This window comes from Gymnodinialimonas ulvae (assembly GCF_037543845.1).
In the GTDB taxonomy this organism is placed as follows: Bacteria; Pseudomonadota; Alphaproteobacteria; order Rhodobacterales; family Rhodobacteraceae; genus Gymnodinialimonas; species Gymnodinialimonas ulvae.
Genome location: NZ_JBBIFX010000002.1, coordinates 725,067 through 743,650 on the forward strand (window position 1 = coordinate 725,067; position 18,584 = coordinate 743,650).

An 18,584-nucleotide genomic window follows, 5' to 3' on the forward strand; every position below is an offset into this window, starting at 1 on the left:
CGAGCCTTCGGATCAGACCTGACATGATTGACGGCGGCCCCCAGATCAAAGGGGGGCCGCCGCTTTTACCTCAACAGGCCATCCAAGAACGCCTGTCTCAAAAGACTCAAACGCCGGGAGGGGCCGATGGGAGAGCTATTCAGCGGAATTGGTGAGATCATTTCGGCCTTCGCCAGTGGAAGCTCGTGGGAAATCAGTCAGGCCCTGAACTTGCCCGCCGCATGGGTGGTCGGGTTGGTCATCCTGCTGGCGGGCGGGTTCCTCGTCATGGGGCTCTACCGTGCGTCCCCCTTCATCGAACGCCACCTCGAAGGCTACGTGATGGTGATTTCCTACCTCACCATCGGTGGCATTATCTTCTTCGGCGTGATCCAGCGCTTTGTCCCCGGTATGCTGGGGCTCGACTTCTCGACGACGCCCGATTGGCTCAAACCCTGGCCCTGGACCACAACTCTGCCGCCCTTCCTGTTCCTCGTGATGACCTGGGTCGGGTGCAGCTATAACGTCAAGCTCCGCACCCACCTCGCGTTCAGCGAATTCCGCACCAACATGCCCCGCACCGGGCAAATGTTCATGCTTACCGTCGACGCCCTCCTCTGGATCGGCTTCTCCTGGGTTGTCATCGTCACCGGTAGCCGCGTCGTGGCCAATGCCGCCGACAATTTCCAGATCGTGCCGGGCACCAACGACCTGATGCAATGGTGGTTCATCCTTGCAGTGCCGGTGTCGTTCATCTTCCTCGTCGCCCGCGTGCTGGAAAACTGGTTCGAGGATGTGCGTAATTTCCGCTCTGGGGACGCCATCATCAAGCAAGCCGTGATCGGAGGTGACACATGAGCGACGGAACCCTTATCACCGCCCTCTCCCTGGGCGTGACCTTCCTGTTCATGATGGGTGTGCCTGTCTTTCTGGTGATCGGCTACTGGGTTATCGGCATGTCCTTCGTGCTTGGTCTGCCGCTCGACAACATGAGCGCTGCACTCAGCCGCGTCTTCACCGACGGCTTCGCGCTTCTGGCGATGCCGCTCTTCATCCTCACCGGCGACCTGATCAACCGCTCCGGCATCGCGAGGCGGCTGACCGATTACGCTTATGCCTGCCTGGGCTGGATCCGGGGCGGCCTTGCCATGGCGGCGCTTGGCGCCTGCGGGCTTTTCGCCGCGATCTCGGGCTCGAACTCGGCCACCACGGCGACGATCGGCTCGATGCTGCACCCCGAAATGGTCAAGGGCGGCTACGATGAACGCTTCTCGGCGGCGACTGCGGCGGCGGGCGGCACGGTGGGGATCATCATCCCCCCGTCGATCATCTTCATCGTCTACGGCTTCCTGATGAACCTGCCGATTTCCGACCTCTTCGTCGCGGGGATCATTCCCGGCACGCTGATGGTCCTCGCGATGATGACCGCCTGTTTCATCGTCTGCTTCAAGAACAAATGGGGCCATATCATCAACCTCAACATCGTGCGGGTGATCAAAACCGGCCTCGGCGCCTGGCTTGGCTTCTTCGCCATCGGTCTTGTGCTCTGGGGCATCTACACCGGCAAATTCTCCCCGACCGAAGCGGCCGGTGTGACGGTGGGCTTTTGCGTGATCGTCGGCTTCGCGTGCCTCGCCATCACCAAGATCGTCTCGATCAGCCGCCCGGAATTTGCCTCCCGCGAAGAGCGGCCCGTCGATGAACGCAGCTTTGGCGGCATGCTCGTCGTCAACGGCTTCGGCCCGCTGGAGCTGCCGTCGATCACCATGCGCTCGGCGCAGATCACCGGCATTCTGGCCCCGCTCATCGCCGTGTCGGTGGTCATGCAGCAGATCCTGTCGGTTCTGGGCGCGCAGGCGTTCCTGACCGAATTCGTCACCTCCATGGGGGGCTATTACGCCGTCCTGTTCACCGCGATGGCCATCGTGTTCGTCTGCGGCATGGTCCTGGAAAGCTTGCCCGTCACCATCATCCTTGCGCCCATTCTGGCCCCGATTGCCCATGATATCGGCGTAGAACCTGTGCAGTTCGCCGTTATCTTCCTTGTCGGGGCGTCCATCGGCTTCATCACACCGCCCTATGGCCTCAACCTCTATGTCGCGTCCGGCGTAACAGGGGTGCCGTATTTCCGACTGCTCCGCTATACGTGGCCGTACCTGATCGCGTTGATCTCGATCTGGATCATTGTGGCGCTGGTGCCGTCTTTGTCGACGATGCTGTTGCCGGACCTCTGAGGGATGTAGCTGATGGGACTGGACGGGGAGCAGCCGCGTGACAACATCCCCACCAACCTCCGGCTTCTGATGGTGCTGGAGGAGGTGGCCCGCGCCGGAGTGCCCGTCACGCCGACCGATGTGAACGCCAATCTCGAACTGCCCAAGCCCACAATCCACCGCCTCTTTGCAACCCTCGAAGAGGAACGCTTCCTGCAACGCGATCTCGACGGGCGAACGTATTCGCCCGGGCCTCGGCTGCGCACATTTGCGGCGTCGATCCTGTCGAGCCTGCGCATCCGTACCGCACGGCAGGCGATCCTCAAACGGCTCAGCCGTGAGATCGGCGAGACCTGCAATATCGCGCTGCCGGACCGCGACGCGATGCTCTACCTTGAGCGGGTGGAAACGGAATGGCCGTTGCGCATCCAACTGCCGCAGGGCACGCGGGTGCCGTTCCATTGCACCGCGTCGGGCAAAATGTACCTCAGCTCGCTCGCGCCAAATCACCTGCAACGCTATCTCAACGCAACGGCCCTGACGCAGAAGACCGAGAACACCATCACCGACCGCGCAGCCCTCATGGCCGAGCTTGCCGAGGTAACGCGACAGGGGTTCTCGCTGGACCGGGCGGAGTTCATGGAAGACATGATCGCCCTCGCCGTCCCGATTGTTGAGGGCAACGGCCGCCTCATGGCCACCTTGTCGTTTCACGCACCGACGCAACGCTTCGACATCGACCGCGCGTTGACCCATCTTGACGCCCTGCGCGACGCCGCGTCCGAGCTTTCGCTGCTCATCGAAGCAGACGCATAGCCCGACATCCATGGCGTCCGTCCCATCTCGCGTTTGGACCGGTTGAGGCCGGGTCCGCACTGCCCCGCTCATGCGAAGCTCCTTTGACATCACCAGCGGACAATTCCGTGGATTGCGCGACTGATCAGGGCATGATCGGTCCGTTGAATGGCCGCCATTTCCGTCACGCTCAGCGGGCCTGCTTCTTCCAGATCCCAGAGGCTCGGCCATTCAGTGAAGGGAAGCTCAAAGGCAGATTTCGGCACCCGGTGCGCCTTGACGCGGGAGGTGAGGGACGCCGCAGACAGGCGGGCGAACAGATTGCGGATATGTCGAAGCAGGGGCGCTTTGATCGTGTTTGGCTTGGCTCTGATCTGGTTTGCCATGTGTTCTCCCTCCCTGGATAAGAGCAGGAAAATTTTACGTGACAAGTCACATTATCTTTGTAACGGTGCCTGTGGGAAACCCGCAGGAAGCGGGTCATTTGCCTGCGCCACGGCGCTGCAATGGGAGGAAGCCATGATCAGAAAGACCATCGCCGGGGCGATTTTGGCCGCGTTGCCAACCGCCGTGTTTGCACAGGCGACACTTACGGCTGAGACAACGTCGCCCGGGTCGACCCCGCACTACATCGATACAACCCTTGCGGCTGTTCTGGATTCTGCCGGCGTTGCCACGATGCAGATTACCGAAGGGGCCACACTCACGAATTCGGTGCAGGCCGTCGCGGAAGGCCAGTTGGACATGGCACCGGCACCCCTGATCCTGCCGTTCCTCCTGTCGCGAGGGGTAGGGCCCTATTCCGGCCTTGGGGAAGAACAGGGGGCCGAGCTGGCCGGGAACCTGCGGGCGCTATTCTTCTCTGCGCCGTCCGCCCAACTCTTTGGTCACTACAACAGCGGCGCCATTCAAAGCCCAGACGACATCGAAGGCATGCGGATCTACAACGGCCCGCCACGGGGCGCGGCGCTGACGACGGGGCGCGCGGCGATCCAGTTGCTCAGCGGTTTGCAGGACGGCGAAGGCTATGAAGGCGTGCAGACACCGTGGCCGGATACGGTTTCCACGATCACCGGCGGTGCGGTTGATGGCTGGACGCTGCCCGAGGGCTTGCCCTCCGGTCGCCAGATCGCCATCGCGGCAGCGGGCGGCACGACACTTTACGACATTCCATCGGACATCCTGGAAAGCGAGCTTGGGCAGCAGATCCTGAATGCGCCCGGCAACGTCGCCTACTCCATCCCGGTTGATGAGTATCGCGCGGCCTATGAAGGCAATGACATCACGATCGTCACCGATGATGACACGTTCGACACGTTTGCGCTGGCATTCGCGCAGATCGTTCCGGCCTCGATGGATGAAGAGCTGGCCTATCAAATCACCAGCGCTTACCTCGCGGGGCAGGAGCGTTTCCTGACCGGATCGCCACGCGGCCCTTATCTGTTCCTCAGCTTTGGCGACATTGATGGGCCGACCCAGGGCGTTTGTGGGGCGGTCACCCTGACCATGCATCCCGGTGCCATCCGCGCCTATGAGGATGCGGGGCACACTGTCGCCGATTGCGTGCGGCCCTGAGGGACAGCCGCGTAACCGGTAAAACTCTGTGACCGACGCACAGATCACGAAACCAAGGGGACAGCGCATTGCGCTGTTCCTTTCGTTTGTTCTGGTGTGTGTCGGTATGCTCAACACCTTGCCCGAGATCCCCGGGCTGCAGGATTGGGCGCGCGAGGGCACGGGCATCCGGTTCTTCCGCATTTCCGGCTTTCCCACGGAATTCTTCTTTCCACCGATATTTGTGCTGATGATGGTGATCGTCGCGCTCGACGCGAGCCTTTACCGCACATGGCGCACGACGCGTCCTGCCCGCGCCTGGTTGGGGCTTGCCCTGGATGTGGGTCTGGTCTTGGCCGCATTGGCAGGCGCGCTGGGGTTCTGGATCGAAATCGACTCCGTCTGCCTGATCGACCAGATCACCGGCGAACGGGCGCGCTTGATCGAAGACGCGCTGGAGCGGTCCGCCGATCTGATCCCCGGTATGACCCTCGACGCCGAGGTGCCGGCCTGTCAGGCCCGCCTGGGCATCTGGGTTCTACCGTTGCTGTTCACGATCATCTTATTGTTCTTTCTCTACAACGTGCGGGTCTGGGGCCTGCCGCTGGTGATCGTGGCCAGCATCGTTGTGCTCTACACCGTGGCAACGGCCCTGATCTGGGTCTTCGACCTGAGCGAGCAAAACTTCTTTCTGACCAAACTGGGCGCTGACGGGGGCGATGCGCTGGCCGCTGCGATCCAGAAGGCGACGAACGTCTTCATCACGCCCGACGGGTTCATGGGCCGGTTCATGGACATCATCATCAACCAGGTCTTCCCTTATGTTGTTCTTGGCGCGCTGTTCGGGTCGTCGGCGGGCGGCACGTCGCTGATCAAACTCGCCGTGCGTCTGACGCGGAACCTGCGCGGCGGGCCGGCGCATGCGGCCATCGTCTCCTCCGCCATGTTCGGCACAATAACCGGTGGGCCCGTCACCAATGTGCTGTCGACTGGACGGCTCACTATCCCGATGATGCGGCGCAATGGGTTTTCGCCGCAATTTGCCGGCGGGGTTGAGGCAGCCGCCTCCTCAGGCGGGCAGATCATGCCACCGGTCATGGGGATCGCTGCCTTCGTCCTCGTCGCGCTGACGGCTGTGCCCTACACCAAGGTGATTACGGCGGCCTTCATCCCGGCCGTTGCCTTCTTCTTCTCGATCTTCCTCGCCGTCATGTTCCAGGCCCGCCGCGAAAGGGTGGCGCCGATGCGGACAATCCCTGACGATCTGATCATGGAGCGGCAGGACTGGCGCAACCTCTGGATCATCTTCCTGCCTATTCTGGTGATCCTGTTCCTGCTTCTGGGAAACAAGGACGCGGTCGGTGAAAGCTGGATCGCCTTTTTGCTTCCGGATGCGGTCGTCCAGACCATCGTCAATGCGACAGGCGATGCCGTATCGGCGGGGTGGTGGGCCGTGGCGGTCTTGCTGCCGCTAATGCTTCTGGATCCGGAAACGCGCGCATATCCCCGCAAGATCGCAATCGCGCTCGGCGAGGGTGGCATCCTTATCTCGCGCTTGTTCTTGTTGCTCTTCGCGGTGTCAATTATTGCGGCGTTCCTGAACGAAAGTGGGCTGACAGGGGAGCTGACCCGCGCCGTCACGACATGGCTGGAACAGGTCACGTCGATCCGCATTCTGGGCTATGAAATCGCGATTGCAGGCGGCGTTTATCTGATGCTTGCCCTGATTTGCGCCATGTTTTGCGCCATCCTTCTGGGCATGGGGATGCCAACCGTTCCGGCATATGTGAACGTCGCTTTGCTGCTTGGGCCGCTTCTGGCGCAGCTCGGAGTCAGCTTCTTCACTGCGAATATGTTCGTCTTCTACTTCGCCGTGGCATCGGCCATCACGCCGCCCGTCGCGGTGGCGGCCTTCGCCGCGTCCTCGATTACGGGATCGGAACCCATGCGCACGGCTTTTTCGGCCGTACGGGTGGGCATAGTCATGTTCACAATCCCCTTCGTTTTTGCCTGGTACCCCGAATTGCTGCTGATCCCGGAGGCCGTCACGATCACCGACGAGGCCGGGCGGCGTGTGTTGATGGACGGGTATTCCGGCCAAATTGAATTCGGTGCGCTTGCGCTGCTCCTTGTCCGGCTTTCCTTAGCCTTATACCTGTTGGCTTCCGCACTGGCCCGTTACGACCGTTCGGCACTTTCCGCGTGGGAAATGTCACTGCGGATTTTCGCCGCGATACTCATTCTCTGGAAGACGCCGGTGGTCATGGGAGCCGGGGCTGTGCTGGCGTGCGTATTGGTGGTGGTTCACTATTATCGGAGCGGAACGCAGCGGTAGGATTGGTGCCCGATCAGCAATTTGGTTCAAACCACTTAGGGTTTTTCTGACAAACAGTCGTTTTGACAGTCCAGAGCCGCCCCTGAGCAGGGTTTGGACCTTCTGCAGTCGCAGGCCACACGGCTGTCTCTATAAGGCGGATCGCAATTTGCATCGATCTCCGCCTCACTCATCGCAACATATTCGACAGAGACCCGTTCAAGACGAGGCTCCCTTTGCTCAAGACCCCATCGGCGTACCGTAGAGCACTCAAGGGCCTTCCGGGTTCTGGCCTCAAGCACATCTGACGTGAACCCAAATTCGATCCGGACACCGCGTGGCGCGCTTGATATCTTTGTCGATTTTCTCGCCACGCGCTTCGGTGTCCTTCTCATCGTCCACTCCTCAGTGGCTACGATGAGCAACAAACCCTCTCCTGGCAAATGGCCCTAAGTGGTCCCATCAGCGCTGACGTCAGACACACCGGCCATAGAATTTTTGCGCGTGTATTATGTGATGGTGTAGGGTGAAAAACACGGCATACGGCAGATCTGCATCCGGGGCGGCAGTTCATGGGGTTGAGCCTCGAAGAAGATCAGTAGGCCATCCTGCACCAGATTCTGGAGACGCACGTGGCCGAGCGAGCCGATGTTCCTGTGATCCCCGGAGACGTTTTTGACCGCGCATCGCCGCCTCATTCGTCAATTCGTCAATTCAATTGCGTTCTCAACCGCACTCGCGTCTTGTGGCGCAGAGCGGAAAACAGCACCCCGGTGCTTGGCGCGTCTGCCAACTGACGAACCGGAGCGGCGAATGCAGGCCTTGTTCATGGCCGGTTGGCGACGCCGGGTTTTGGAGCATCGCTTGTGCCGGGCGGATCCGCTGAGACGATCGTCAAGGGTTTTCACGGCACTGTCGGGCATGGCGGCCGACAACGATGCGCAGATCCTGCTTGGACCGGTACGAGCGCATCAAGGCGGGCGCAACCTTTGCACAGATTGCTGTGGCCGCGGGTACCTCCCGGCGACGCATGCACAAGATGATCGACCTTGCCTTCCGCGCGGCTGACATCGTTCGGGATGTGCTGGACGGCCAACAGCCGAGCGAGTTCACCTCGGACTGGTGCAAGTCCCACGACCTGCCGTCCGGCTGGACAGATCAACGCGCTTTACGCGCGACACTCTGATTGCCGCAATCTCACACTTCATATTGTGAAATTGCCAAGTGCAGACGTGGGCCGGTTCCTCGCGCACAAATAGGGCCGTTCACGGTCTGCATAACGCACGCATACCCGTGACCGACGGACACCACGGCACTATCTGCATAGTACCTCGCACCGTATCGATCTGGGCAGGTGACTGGCTGGGGTGGTAGGATTCGAACCTACGGTACACGGTACCAAAAACCGCTGCCTTACCGCTTGGCTACACCCCAACCGTGCCGGTGCAGATACGACGCACGGGCGCGAGGATCAAGCCCTCGGATGCGATTTCTGTACGGCGATTTGCGCTATTCCTGCGGGGCCTCGCGGCGCAGCAGATCGTCCTCGGGAAGCGCCTCGCGCTCGGCCTCGATAATCTCTTCCAGCGCGGTGACTTCCGCGATGCCCACATCCTGTGCCTGCACCGGAACCGGCGCGGGTTTTGCGCCGGGCTTTGGTGCGGTCGATCCGCCCAGTGCAGCCCCGCCGATCCCCGCCAGACGATAGGTCGGCTCCGGCAGGGTGATGCCCGCCTCCTCCAGCCGCGCTTTGACCACGCGCACCGCTTCACCCTTGGCCATGCCGATCCCGGTCTCGTGCTGCTTGATCCAGCCCGCTGCCGTGATGTCGATCGTCGATGCGCCAAGCCCTTCCACCCAGACCGCCGGCCCCGGCGCGTCCAGAACAAATGGCAACTCGGTCAATGCCGCCAGAACGATCCGCTGTGCCTCGGCGATATCCGCATCCGCCTGCACGCCAAGCAGAAATGTGAACCGCCGCTCATCGTTGCGGGTGTAATTGATGATCCGCGCCTTGAAGACCGTGGCATTCGGGATGCGGATGTGGTTCCCGTCCAGGCTCAACAGGATCGTCGCCCGGCTCGTCAGCCGGATCACATGGCCCAGATCCCCCTCGATCTCGACCAGATCCTTGGGCCGGAACGGCTGCCGGATCGACAACATGATCGACGAGATGAAATTCTCCACCGTGTCACGCACCGCGAACCCGATCGCCAGCCCCACGATGCCTGCCGCTCCCAGAATGGTCCCCAAAAGCGCCGTCGCGTTCAGCAGATCCAGAGCCAGAACCACGCCAAGCACCACGAAGGCCAACCGTACCACCTGCCGGTAAATGTCCGCTATGAACGCATTCGGCGCCAACCGCTCCCACGGCCAATGCCGCCGCGCCAGCCAGAAGCCGAACAGCCACATCGCCACCGCCGCCGACAGTGCCACAAGGATGAGCGGCGAGAACGCAATCGCCTGCTCTGTCCGCTCCCGCATCCGCTCCAGCGCCGGGTTCAGACGCTCCACCACATCGGTGCTTTCCGTCACACCGTTCTCGATGGCCACAACGCCTTCGACCCGCGCCACCAGCTCGTTCAGATCCTCAATCCGCCCCGCATCCACCACCGTGCCGCGCAACGTCACGATCCCATTGGACACCGTCGCGCGCACATCCCCGTAGCCGTCCAACTGGCCCAGAATCGCCATGATCCGGTCGCGCGTCGCAAAATCCTGCGCCCGGTCACTTTCGACCGTGATCGTCCCGTCGGGCTGCGTGCCGTCAGATTGCGCAGCCACCGGCCCGCACAAAATACAGGCGAGAAGGGCCAACGGCCCGAGGAGCTTGAGCCGCCGCATCACACCGCCACCGGGGCCGCCTTTGCGACCTTGTCCAACGCCATCAACACGCCGATCACGCTCTCCATGTCGTCCAGCCGGATCATGTTCGGCCCGTCGCTCGGCGCATTGTCCGGGTCTTCATGCGTCTCGAGGAACACGCCCGCCACGCCCACGGCCACCGCCGCGCGCGCCAGAACCGGCGCGAATTCCCGCTGCCCGCCGCTCGATCCGCCCAGGCCCCCGGGCTGCGCCACGGCATGCGTCGCGTCCATGATCACCGGGTAGCCCGTTTTCGCCATTTCCGGCAACGACCGCATGTCCGCCACCAAGGCGTTGTACCCGAAGGACACGCCGCGTTCCGTCAAAAGCATCCGCCGATTGCCGGTGCTCGCGACTTTCTCGGCCACATTCGCCATGTCCCACGGGGCCAGGAACTGCCCCTTCTTCACGTTGATCGCTGCCCCCGTTTCCCCCGCCGCCAGCAAAAGATCGGTCTGACGACACAGGAACGCCGGGATCTGCAGGACGTCGACCGCCTCCGCCACCGGCGCGCATTGCTCGGGCGCATGCACATCGGTCAACACAGGGCAGCCGAATTCCTCCCGCATCGCCGACAGGATGCGCAGGCCCGCGTCCATGCCAAGCCCGCGCTTGCCGCCCAAGGACGTACGGTTGGCCTTGTCGTAGCTGCCCTTGAAGATGAATTGCGCACCCGCCTTTGCGCAGACCTCGGCCATATGGCCCGCGATCTTGCGCGCATGGTCGAGACTTTCCAACTGGCACGGCCCCGCAATCACCGTCAAAGGCGCCGCGTTCGACACTGTCAGCGCACCAATCTCAACGTCATACATGCTGTAAACCCTCCGGGGCCATGTGGCCCCGAACGGCGTTGGATGGGGTCAGGAACTGACCTGTTCACGCAGGATCGAGGCGGTCATCGATATCAACAGGTAGATGCCAGAAAAGACCACGAAGGCAAGCAGGGTATTCTCGAAGGCCTTCGGGAACGCCGCTTCATCGGGGGGCACAGGGAAAACGCCCATAGAAATATACAACGATTGCCGGTTGGCTTGCATCCGGGCGGCTTCGCGCGCCTGCATCGCTTCGGTCAGCATCAGACGCCGGGTTTCCAGGTCGGCTTGCGCCACGACCAGCTCCGATTGCACCTGTGCCAAAGACACTTCGCCCCCGGTCAGCGCTGTCCGCATCTCCGCAACCTGCGCTTCCAAGCGCTCGATCTGCGCCTCGGATGCGGCCACACGACCGGCATTCGGACGCGAGGCTGCGTTCATTTCCGCAAGGCGCAAGCGTTCTTCGGTCAACCGCGCTTCAAGGCTTGAGATCTGCGTGAACACAAGGTTCAGCTCCGCCTCTGGCGAGACCACTTCAAGCTGCTGTTGCAGCTCGAGAACCCGCGCTTGTGCCACTGCGGCGCGGGTTTCGGCATCGCTGAAGGCCTCTTGCGCGCCGGCCATGCCATCGGCCCGGACGCGTGCCGACATCTCTTCGACCCGCTCCTCTGCATATCCGATCAACGCTTCGGAAAACCGCTGGCTGACAACCGGATCGGCGGCCAACACATCCATGCGGATCAGCCCCTCGGTCGGATCATAGCTGATCACAAGGTTGCGCAGATAGGTGTCATACATCTGTTCGACCGTTGCATCGGGCGACAGGCGTGTCAGCGGGTCGATGTTATCCCCCGAAAAATGCCCCCTGAAATCAAGCTCTTCGTCAAGCCGTAGCATCGCCTCGCGGCTTTCAAGGTAGCTTTGAACAGTGATCGATTCCTGTGTGGTGGCAAATCCGCCCCCGCCCAGAAGGCTGCCCAGGCCGCCGCCGCCACTGGTCGGCGCTTCGGCTTTCTGGATCACGAATTCCGTGTTGGTGACGTAGAGCGGGGTGGCGACCGCATAGAAATAGTAGCTCACCAGGATCGTCGGCAGCAGCACAAAGCAAGCCAGCCGCGCGGCCAGTTGCACCAGCTTGCGGCGACGGCGCGCGGCGATGTCGCGCTGCACGCGCATGATTTCCGCGGCCCTGTCCTCGGATCCAAGGGCCGCGCCTGCACCGGGCGGCGGGGGAGGGGCGTTGACCTCGGTCGAGGGCAGTTTCGCCGTGGCTGCGCGCACCGGCAGGGTATTGCCCGTGGCCGCAGCCGCGCCCGCGGCACCCGCCGCCGCAGTGCCGCCGCCCGTGCCGGGATCATCAACGACCAGTTCCAGCATCGAGGATTGGTTGAACGGATCAATCCCACGGTTGCGCAGAAGGCGTACCGCATCGAAATCCGACGAAGGCTGCAAGCCCTGTTTCTGGGCCAGCCGCCGCGCCATGCGCAATTGACGCCCCGTCAGCCCTTCGGCACGGATCGCGGCCAGCTGTTGTTCCACGCTTTGCGGTCCACCATTCGCCCCGCCGGTTCCGGCGCCGGTGACCGCGCCGGCCCCTGCGTCCGCTGCGCCGGCCTCTGCGCCGCCCTGCGTCGCGGGCTGCGCTGCGGGCTGCGCTGCGGCCTTGCCGCTGTTTTGACTGGCCTTTAGCCGTGCGGCGCGCTCATAGGCCGCAGACCCCGGCATCGGCTCATCGCCAAAACCGTCCTCTGTCACCTCCGGCAAGGTGTAATCGGCGTCCGTGACCGCAGCAGCGGAGCTCGCGGCTGCCTGGCCGGCATCCTGACGCGCGTCATTGGCCTCCGCCTGGCGCGTCTCGCCGGTCGGGGCCACGCCATCATTGCGCCGGATGCGGAATTTTCTAGCCTTGGGTTTCGTAGTCATAAAGCTGCTTCGCCTCTTCCAGCGTGTCGAACGAGTGCAGTTTCCCGTCTCTGAGAACGGCTGCACGCCGCGCGAATTTTTCGAGTGTTTGGGCCTGGTGCGACACGATCACAACCGTCGCATTCTTCAGCCGTTCCGCCAGGATGTTGCCCGCGCGCCGGTTGAAATTGGCGTCCGTTGAGGCCGGCATCCCCTCGTCGATCAGGTAGATATCAAATTCCAACGCCAGCAGGAGCGAAAAGTTGAACCGCGCCCGCATGCCCGAGGAATACGTCCCCAGTGGCATGTCGAAATATTCCTCGATCCCGCACAGCCAGCGACAGAACGCCTCCACATAATCGGGGTCGAGGCCGTAAAGCTGCGCGATGTAGCGACAGTTTTCCATCGCCGAGAGTTTGTTGATCAGCCCGCCCATGAACCCCAGCGGGAACGAGATCCGCGCATCGCGCGTGATCAGCCCCTCATCGGGTTTTTCCAGCCCGCACATCATCTTGATCAGCGTGGTCTTGCCGGTGCCGTTGGGGGCCAGAATGCCCATCGAATAGCCGATGTCGACGCGAAACGAGGCCTGGTCAAGGATCACCTTGCGGCGCTCACCCGTCCAGAAGGATTTCGAAACCCCTGAAAACTCCAACATACGTCTGCCGCCCAAATTCTGCCCAGTGGCGCGTGCGTTCTTACCGGCGTCACGTCACCATTTCGGAAACATACCCCACCTTTAGGGCCAGATTATGTCCGATACGGCATAGATAATACAGGGCATTTTCTTCAATTTGAATGGAGCAGCGGAGACCCGCGCGTTCACAATTCCTGTTTCTGAACCCGCGTCACCTGGCCTGCCACGATGGCCACCGCCGCCGCTGCAAAACTGAACAAAGCGCCCATCTTGGCGGCATCCTGTACCGCGCCCGGCTCGAACGCGACCGAGGCCACGAAGAGCGACACGGTGAACCCGATCGCCGCGACAAACCCGATCACCACCAGATCGACCATCCGCATGCCCTGAGGCAACCCAAGCCGCAAGAGAACCACCGCGACCCAACCGAACAGGAAGATCCCCACCGGCTTGCCAATCAACAGCCCCGCCAGAACCAACCACGTCGCATCGCCCATCGCGCTGAACGCGACGCCCGCATTCATCAATCCGAACAGGCCCAGAATGATTTCGACGGGGTATTTCAACGCATGTTCGATCTGGTTCAACAGGTCATGCAAATGCTCTTCCGCCGCCGAGAACAGGCCAAACGCCCGGTCCGCATGGGGGATCGTCGGCACGATCGGCAACAATCCCAGCGCGGGGTGCAGGCCCGACATCATGAACCCGTACCAGCTTGCGCAAGCGGCCAGAAGATAGGGCCAGAACGACAAGGTCTGCCGCACCCAGGTCGACCGGCGGCGCACCTGATCGCCACGGTCCAGACGCCGCGGCAACCAGTTGAACACCACAAACACCCCAACCGACGCAAACAGCGACAACAACAACCACACCGGTGCCAGATCGCCCGACGGATAGAAAATCGCCAGGATCAAAAGCCCCGCCGCGTCATCGGCAATCGCCAGCAACAACAAGAACCGAACCGCCGGATGGCCTGCGCCGAACACAAGCCGCCCGACCAGATAGGAGAACGCGATATCCGTCGCCGTCGGGATCGCCCACCCGTTCGCCACCGCGTCATAGGTGTCGGAGCCAAGGAAATACGCCAGGCCAAGGTAGACCGCGATGGGCCCGAACATGCCGCCCGCCGTCGCCACCAGCGGCGTCGCCGCCTTCTTGCCGCGCAGGCTGCCGTTCTTCAGGATCACGGCCTCCCACACCTCTTTCGCGGCAATCGCGAAGAACAGGGCCATCAACACGTCATTGACCAGGTAATGCAGCGTCAGATCGCGCACCACGTGGCCGTGTCCGTCATCATGCAAATGCCCGATCGGCGCGTCGTGCCAGATCACGAATTCCACGAAATCATGGTAGAGATCGGCCCAGTAATGGCTGTTTCCGGCCACCGGCGCGATCAGGTCCAGATTGGCCCAGATCAACGCGATGATCGCACCGCTGATCAACAGGATTGAATATCCCGTTATGAAATTCCAAACGCGGTACATGCCGTCCCTCCCGCTTCTCGTTTTGTGGTGATTAGCCAAACCAACGAGGGGCGTCCATGGGACAGGCGATCACACCCCATCATAAACACGCAAAAGTTGCATCAGGAAGAGAAAAGCAGTCCGCCGGGCGGCTTTTTCGTGCCTGCATAGCGGGTTAGTTGGCCTGTACGGCGCGAAACGCACAGGTGGTGCCCGGTGCCGATCCGACGCATGGTGCGTCGTTCAGGCCGCGACACTCCATGCCATGCCCGCCACAATCGCCCCGGTCAGCGCAAAGCCCAGATAGGCCGCGAACACCCGCGGCTTCACCAACGCCCAGACCGCGACCGCTGCCGGAATGCTGCTGACGCCCCCGGCGATCACGAAACTCATCGCCGCGCCCGGGTTCATGCCCTGCTCCACCAGACCGCCCATCAACCCCACGGCCATATAGCCGTTGAGATAGGCGGGCATGCCCACAAGCGCTGCCACCACCACGGTCCAGACGCTTTCGCCGCCAAGGAATTGCGCCACATATTGCGTCGTCTCGTATTCAATCATCAGCGCCTCGAAGAGATATGCGATCATCAGCCATTTCGCGAGGAACAGCGCGTTGTCGATCCACGAGTCCCGGAAGGCCGCGCGCCGGGGCTGCTCGCGCCAGAACGCCCAAAGCGGCGTGCCCTGAAACGGCTCTTTCACGCCGCAGCATCCGCCGACCTTCGGCTTTGCCCGCAAAGGGTCGGCGAACACCGGGGATCGCGCGAAGACCAGCGTTGCAAAGCCCCCAAACAGGCCAAGGCCCACCGCCGCGACCGTTTTGCCGACGGCAAAGGCCAGCCCCAATTCGCCCGACGTCACAAAGAACATCGCCGGATCCATCAACGGCGAGGCCAGCCAGAACGCCATCACCGCCGCCAACGGCGCGCCCACCGCCAGAAGGGCTGCGATGAACGGGATCACCTCGCACGAGCAAAACGGCGACAGCCCGCCAAGCAGGGCTGCCATGAAGATCATCCGCGCCGGGTTGCCGGTAAAGGCTTTGGCGATCAGTGTCTCTGCGCCCGAGGCCTTGATATAGGCCACCGCCGTGATCGCGAACAAGATGATCGGCACCGTGCCCGCAAAGGCCTTTGCCGCCGTTGTGATGACCGGTCCCGCCATCGGCGCATCAAGGATCAGCACCACCAACGGAATCAAAACGACAACGGCCCACGCCTTGTCGATCCGCTTCCAAAGCGCGGGCAGTGTCCAGGGGTTCAGCGATTGGTCAGCCATTCTTGATCACCCATTGATCGTCCACGCAGCATTCCTTCACCATGAAATGCGAGATGTCGCCCACGAAATCATGGTCCGCAAACCACATGATCCGCCGCCCGTCTTTTTCCTGATAGATCAGGCCAGCCGCCTTGAGGTGCTTCAGGTGGTGCGTCAGGACCGAGCCCGTGACACCCACCGCTTCGCCCAGTTCCCCTGTCGCAATTCCGCTGTGGCCCGCGCGCACGAGGCGCAGGACGATGGCAAGCCGGGTTTCCGACCCCAGCGCTGCAAACGCGCTCGACACAATCGTCAGCTCCTCTTCGGGGCTGACGCCATCCGTGTCGGAGGGGGCGTCGGGCAGGGGGCGGGGGGTGTTGTTAACCATGTTCATAATATTTCTATTATTATAGAAATATAGAAATGATGCAAGCCCCTTGTTTTGTTGGTGGTTAATCGTAATTCAACGGCCATGAAGCCTTTGATCACGCGTGCACAGCCCGTGCACACTCGCCTCAAATCCTGCCGGATCTGCGCTGATAGATTCGCGCAGACAAGGACTGCGCATCGCCCCAACCCGGTCGCCTGGTTCGCCCCCGGCGCCCGCATTCTGATCGCCAGTCAGGCCCCCGGCCTGCGCGTCCATGAAGCGAACACCCCCTTCTGGGATCGCTCCGGCGACCGTCTGCGCGCTTGGATGGGCGTTGATGAGCCGACCTTCTACGACCGCTCCCGCATTGCCATCGTGCCCATGGCCTTCTGTTTTCCCGGCTACGACGCGAAAGGCTCGGACCTGCCGCCGCCCAAGATCTGCGCCGAGACCTGGCGCGCCGATGTTCTTGCGGGTCTCCCCGATATCCGCCTGACCCTCCTGATCGGCGCCTACGCTCAGAACTGGCATCTCGGTGGCCGCGAAAGCGTCACGGCCCGCGTCCAAAACTGGCGCGACCATGCGCCCGCCGTCTTCCCCTTGCCTCACCCTTCGTGGCGCAATACCGCGTGGCTGAAGAAAAATCCGTGGTTCGACGCCGAACTCCTCCCGGTTCTGCGCGCCCGCATCGCTGAGGTCCTTGCCGAATGACGCCACTCGACACCGCCTTTGCCGCGATGGCCGCAAATCCCGACGATACCGCCGCGCGCCTTGGATGGTTCGACCGCCTCGCCGCGTCCGAGCTGGTCCTGCTGCTGGAGGAGGACGCCACCGGCGACCGCATCAAGCCCCGCGTGTTCACCGTTGAGGGTGCCGATCTGGTTTTGGCCTTCGATCGCGACGAACGCCTCGCCGATTTTGCGGGAGCCGAGGCCCCCTATGCCGCGATGTCGGGCCGGGCATTGGCGGACATGTTGAACGATGCGGGCCTTGGCCTCGGCATCAACCTCGGCGCGCCCTCCGAGACGGTTCTTGAGCATGAGGCCATGGGCTGGCTTGCGGGTGTCCTGTCGGAACAGCCCGCCGAAGTTGAGGATCAGCCCGAAGAGGTCCGCCCTCCGACCAACCTGCCCGAAGCGCTTCTGACCGCACTCGACCTGCGCCTCGCCACGGCAACGGGCCGCGCCGCGATGGCCTATCTTGTGGCGACCAGCTTCGCAGACGGGCGCCAGAGCCACCTTCTGGCCTTCGTCGATCCGGCCCCCGGCGCGGAAGGAGCCTTGGCGCAACTGGTGGCCGAAGCGCTGACCTTTTCCGGCCTCGAAGCTGCCAGCCTTGATGTCGGATTTTTCCGGGCGTCCGATCCGTTCTGCGCGCAGCTTGCACGCGTTGGACTGCGGTTTGATTTGCCGCAACCAACCGAGGCCACGCCCCTCAAAGCCCCAGGCAGAGACCCCGACACCCCACCACGGTTACGCTAATACCCGGCCTTGCGGTCCACAAGATGGACAAACGGCAAGCCCGCTTCCCCGCGCCGGATGTTCTCGGCAATCACCTCTGACGCGGTATCGGGCCGGGTTTCCGAGGCGATATGGGGCGTGACCGTCACCGACGGATGCCCCCAATAGGGGTGCTCGGGCGGCAAGGGTTCTTCGCGGAACACGTCCAGCGTCGCGTGGCCGATATGCCCGCGATCCAGCGCGGCCAACAGAGCCGCGTCATCAATCAGCGGACCGCGCCCGGGGTTGATCAGGACGGCCCCCTTCGGCATCCGTGCAAGACGGGCCGCATCGAACAGATCCGTGGTTGCGGGCGTGTCAGGCAGGAGCAGCACCGCGATTTCGGCGCGCTGCAATGCCCCGTCCAAACCCTGGGGCCCGGCAAAGCAGCGCACGCTCTCGATCTGCTTTTCCGACCGCGCCCAACCGCTCACGTCAAAGCCAAGCGGAACCAGAGCCTGTGCGACGGCGCGGCCCAATTCGCCAAGCCCGAACACAACCACCTTGCGGTGCCGCGCAAGCGGCGGCACCTTGCCATTGCGCCAGACCCCGTCCTGCCCATGGATGTGATCGTCCATCCCGAGGTGGTGGCGCAGCACATGGCCCACGCACCATTCCACCATCCCGTCGGTGAGCCCGACATCAACCATCCGCGCGAGCGGGACGGTCAGCGTGTCGTTGCCCACCACCTGCTCCACCCCCGCCCAGAGGTTCAAGACAGCCTTCAGCCGAGTGTAGGGGGTGAAATCCTGCACCGTCGAATTGGGCGCATAGACGATGTAATCGACGTCGGATGGCGCGGCCTCCAGCGTCAGGCCTGCGTCCGAGACGCCAGCCTTGGCCAGAGCACGGCGCAAGGGGGCTTCGTAGATGGCCCACCGCTCAGGCCGGGCAGCGAAAAGGATCACTGGATCGGACATGGAA

General features: G+C 62.6%; 17 protein-coding genes and 1 tRNA gene. 8 read left to right on the plus strand and 10 right to left on the minus strand.

All coding sequences use genetic code 11. The features are described from left to right. Positions 1 to 126: 126 nt before the first annotated feature. Genes V8J83_RS13425 through V8J83_RS13435 form a run of 3 tightly spaced genes read left to right on the plus strand, consistent with a single transcriptional unit; the run spans position 127 to position 3,008 of the window. Entirely contained in the window at positions 127 to 837 is a 711-nt protein-coding gene (locus V8J83_RS13425) for a TRAP transporter small permease (protein WP_339986911.1), read from the plus strand. After that, positions 834 to 2,213, plus strand: a complete 1,380-nt coding sequence (locus V8J83_RS13430) for a TRAP transporter large permease (protein ID WP_339986912.1) — start codon at positions 834 to 836, stop codon at positions 2,211 to 2,213. Before V8J83_RS13425 ends, V8J83_RS13430 begins: the two co-directional genes overlap by 4 nt. 12 nt (positions 2,214 to 2,225) lie before the next feature. After that, positions 2,226 to 3,008 carry an IclR family transcriptional regulator gene (locus V8J83_RS13435; protein WP_339986913.1) on the plus strand — a complete coding sequence of 261 codons (783 nt, stop codon included), beginning with the start codon at positions 2,226 to 2,228 and terminating at the stop codon, positions 3,006 to 3,008. Positions 3,009 to 3,097: 89 nt separating this feature from the next. On the opposite strand, the gene V8J83_RS13440 is transcribed toward V8J83_RS13435, so the two are convergent. Beyond that, positions 3,098 to 3,373: a hypothetical protein gene (locus V8J83_RS13440; RefSeq protein WP_339986914.1), complete on the minus strand. Its 276-nt coding sequence runs from the start codon at positions 3,371 to 3,373 to the stop codon at positions 3,098 to 3,100. A gap of 133 nt (positions 3,374 to 3,506) precedes the next feature. On the opposite strand from V8J83_RS13440, the gene V8J83_RS13445 reads away from it, so the two are divergent. The 3 genes from V8J83_RS13445 to V8J83_RS13455 all read left to right on the plus strand — a co-directional run bounded on the left by V8J83_RS13445 (position 3,507) and on the right by V8J83_RS13455 (position 8,041). Beyond that, complete coding sequence (locus tag V8J83_RS13445) at positions 3,507 to 4,562, plus strand: TAXI family TRAP transporter solute-binding subunit (protein WP_339986915.1); 1,056 nt, start codon at positions 3,507 to 3,509, stop codon at positions 4,560 to 4,562. 28 nt (positions 4,563 to 4,590) lie between these two features. Further along, on the plus strand, positions 4,591 to 6,876 hold the full coding sequence (locus tag V8J83_RS13450; RefSeq protein WP_339986916.1) for a TRAP transporter permease: 2,286 nt from the start codon (positions 4,591 to 4,593) through the stop codon (positions 6,874 to 6,876). Positions 6,877 to 7,885: 1,009 nt separating this feature from the next. Then, positions 7,886 to 8,041, plus strand: coding sequence for a hypothetical protein (locus V8J83_RS13455; protein WP_339986917.1), 156 nt, complete (start codon positions 7,886 to 7,888; stop codon positions 8,039 to 8,041). Positions 8,042 to 8,214: 173 nt separating this feature from the next. Here the strand turns inward: V8J83_RS13455 and V8J83_RS13460 are convergent. The 8 genes from V8J83_RS13460 to V8J83_RS13495 form a co-directional block, all read right to left on the minus strand. Beyond that, a tRNA-Gln gene (locus V8J83_RS13460) sits at positions 8,215 to 8,289 on the minus strand. 75 nt (positions 8,290 to 8,364) lie between these two features. Continuing rightward, positions 8,365 to 9,699, minus strand: coding sequence for a mechanosensitive ion channel domain-containing protein (locus V8J83_RS13465; RefSeq protein ID WP_339986918.1), 1,335 nt, complete (start codon positions 9,697 to 9,699; stop codon positions 8,365 to 8,367). Next, positions 9,699 to 10,532 carry a 3-deoxy-8-phosphooctulonate synthase gene (kdsA, locus tag V8J83_RS13470; RefSeq protein ID WP_339986919.1) on the minus strand — a complete coding sequence of 278 codons (834 nt, stop codon included), beginning with the start codon at positions 10,530 to 10,532 and terminating at the stop codon, positions 9,699 to 9,701. The genes V8J83_RS13465 and kdsA overlap by 1 nt, the downstream gene beginning before the upstream one ends. Positions 10,533 to 10,580: 48 nt before the next feature. Continuing rightward, complete coding sequence (locus tag V8J83_RS13475; RefSeq protein WP_339986920.1) at positions 10,581 to 12,455, minus strand: KpsE/RkpR family capsule polysaccharide export protein; 1,875 nt, start codon at positions 12,453 to 12,455, stop codon at positions 10,581 to 10,583. Next, positions 12,433 to 13,092: an ABC transporter ATP-binding protein gene (locus V8J83_RS13480; RefSeq protein ID WP_339986921.1), complete on the minus strand. Its 660-nt coding sequence runs from the start codon at positions 13,090 to 13,092 to the stop codon at positions 12,433 to 12,435. The genes V8J83_RS13475 and V8J83_RS13480 overlap by 23 nt, the downstream gene beginning before the upstream one ends. A 164-nt stretch (positions 13,093 to 13,256) precedes the next feature. Beyond that, a complete protein-coding gene (locus V8J83_RS13485) occupies positions 13,257 to 14,555 on the minus strand; it encodes a Na+/H+ antiporter NhaA (RefSeq protein ID WP_339986922.1) in 1,299 nt (432 codons plus the stop codon). A 222-nt stretch (positions 14,556 to 14,777) separates the two neighbouring features. Further along, the gene (locus V8J83_RS13490) at positions 14,778 to 15,812 is read right to left on the minus strand and encodes a permease (protein ID WP_339986923.1); all 1,035 of its coding nucleotides are present in this window, start codon (positions 15,810 to 15,812) and stop codon (positions 14,778 to 14,780) included. Beyond that, positions 15,805 to 16,179, minus strand: coding sequence for an ArsR/SmtB family transcription factor (locus tag V8J83_RS13495; protein ID WP_339986924.1), 375 nt, complete (start codon positions 16,177 to 16,179; stop codon positions 15,805 to 15,807). Before V8J83_RS13495 ends, V8J83_RS13490 begins: the two co-directional genes overlap by 8 nt. Positions 16,180 to 16,263: 84 nt before the next feature. On the opposite strand from V8J83_RS13495, the gene V8J83_RS13500 reads away from it, so the two are divergent. Next, positions 16,264 to 16,872: a uracil-DNA glycosylase family protein gene (locus V8J83_RS13500; RefSeq protein ID WP_339986925.1), complete on the plus strand. Its 609-nt coding sequence runs from the start codon at positions 16,264 to 16,266 to the stop codon at positions 16,870 to 16,872. Further along, positions 16,869 to 17,642, plus strand: coding sequence for an SseB family protein (locus tag V8J83_RS13505; RefSeq protein ID WP_339986926.1), 774 nt, complete (start codon positions 16,869 to 16,871; stop codon positions 17,640 to 17,642). Before V8J83_RS13500 ends, V8J83_RS13505 begins: the two co-directional genes overlap by 4 nt. Here the strand turns inward: V8J83_RS13505 and V8J83_RS13510 are convergent. Next, positions 17,639 to 18,580, minus strand: a complete 942-nt coding sequence (locus tag V8J83_RS13510; protein ID WP_339986928.1) for a 2-hydroxyacid dehydrogenase — start codon at positions 18,578 to 18,580, stop codon at positions 17,639 to 17,641. The two genes, V8J83_RS13505 and V8J83_RS13510, sit on opposite strands and share 4 nt — an antisense overlap. Positions 18,581 to 18,584 lie beyond the last annotated feature (4 nt).

What these genes read in the sequence shown, in the direction of transcription:
- V8J83_RS13425 (WP_339986911.1), top strand. Translation starts at nt 127, where the DNA reads ATGGGAGAGCTATTCAGCGGAATTGGTGAGATCATTTCGGCCTTCGCC.
- V8J83_RS13430 (WP_339986912.1), top strand. Translation starts at nt 834, where the DNA reads ATGAGCGACGGAACCCTTATCACCGCCCTCTCCCTGGGCGTGACCTTC.
- V8J83_RS13435 (WP_339986913.1), top strand. Translation starts at nt 2,226, where the DNA reads ATGGGACTGGACGGGGAGCAGCCGCGTGACAACATCCCCACCAACCTC.
- V8J83_RS13440 (WP_339986914.1), bottom strand. Translation starts at nt 3,373, where the DNA reads ATGGCAAACCAGATCAGAGCCAAGCCAAACACGATCAAAGCGCCCCTG.
- V8J83_RS13445 (WP_339986915.1), top strand. Translation starts at nt 3,507, where the DNA reads ATGATCAGAAAGACCATCGCCGGGGCGATTTTGGCCGCGTTGCCAACC.
- V8J83_RS13455 (WP_339986917.1), top strand. Translation starts at nt 7,886, where the DNA reads ATGCACAAGATGATCGACCTTGCCTTCCGCGCGGCTGACATCGTTCGG.
- V8J83_RS13465 (WP_339986918.1), bottom strand. Translation starts at nt 9,699, where the DNA reads ATGCGGCGGCTCAAGCTCCTCGGGCCGTTGGCCCTTCTCGCCTGTATT.
- kdsA (WP_339986919.1), bottom strand. Translation starts at nt 10,532, where the DNA reads ATGTATGACGTTGAGATTGGTGCGCTGACAGTGTCGAACGCGGCGCCT.
- V8J83_RS13475 (WP_339986920.1), bottom strand. Translation starts at nt 12,455, where the DNA reads ATGACTACGAAACCCAAGGCTAGAAAATTCCGCATCCGGCGCAATGAT.
- V8J83_RS13480 (WP_339986921.1), bottom strand. Translation starts at nt 13,092, where the DNA reads ATGTTGGAGTTTTCAGGGGTTTCGAAATCCTTCTGGACGGGTGAGCGC.
- V8J83_RS13485 (WP_339986922.1), bottom strand. Translation starts at nt 14,555, where the DNA reads ATGTACCGCGTTTGGAATTTCATAACGGGATATTCAATCCTGTTGATC.
- V8J83_RS13490 (WP_339986923.1), bottom strand. Translation starts at nt 15,812, where the DNA reads ATGGCTGACCAATCGCTGAACCCCTGGACACTGCCCGCGCTTTGGAAG.
- V8J83_RS13495 (WP_339986924.1), bottom strand. Translation starts at nt 16,179, where the DNA reads ATGGTTAACAACACCCCCCGCCCCCTGCCCGACGCCCCCTCCGACACG.
- V8J83_RS13500 (WP_339986925.1), top strand. Translation starts at nt 16,264, where the DNA reads ATGAAGCCTTTGATCACGCGTGCACAGCCCGTGCACACTCGCCTCAAA.
- V8J83_RS13505 (WP_339986926.1), top strand. Translation starts at nt 16,869, where the DNA reads ATGACGCCACTCGACACCGCCTTTGCCGCGATGGCCGCAAATCCCGAC.
- V8J83_RS13510 (WP_339986928.1), bottom strand. Translation starts at nt 18,580, where the DNA reads ATGTCCGATCCAGTGATCCTTTTCGCTGCCCGGCCTGAGCGGTGGGCC.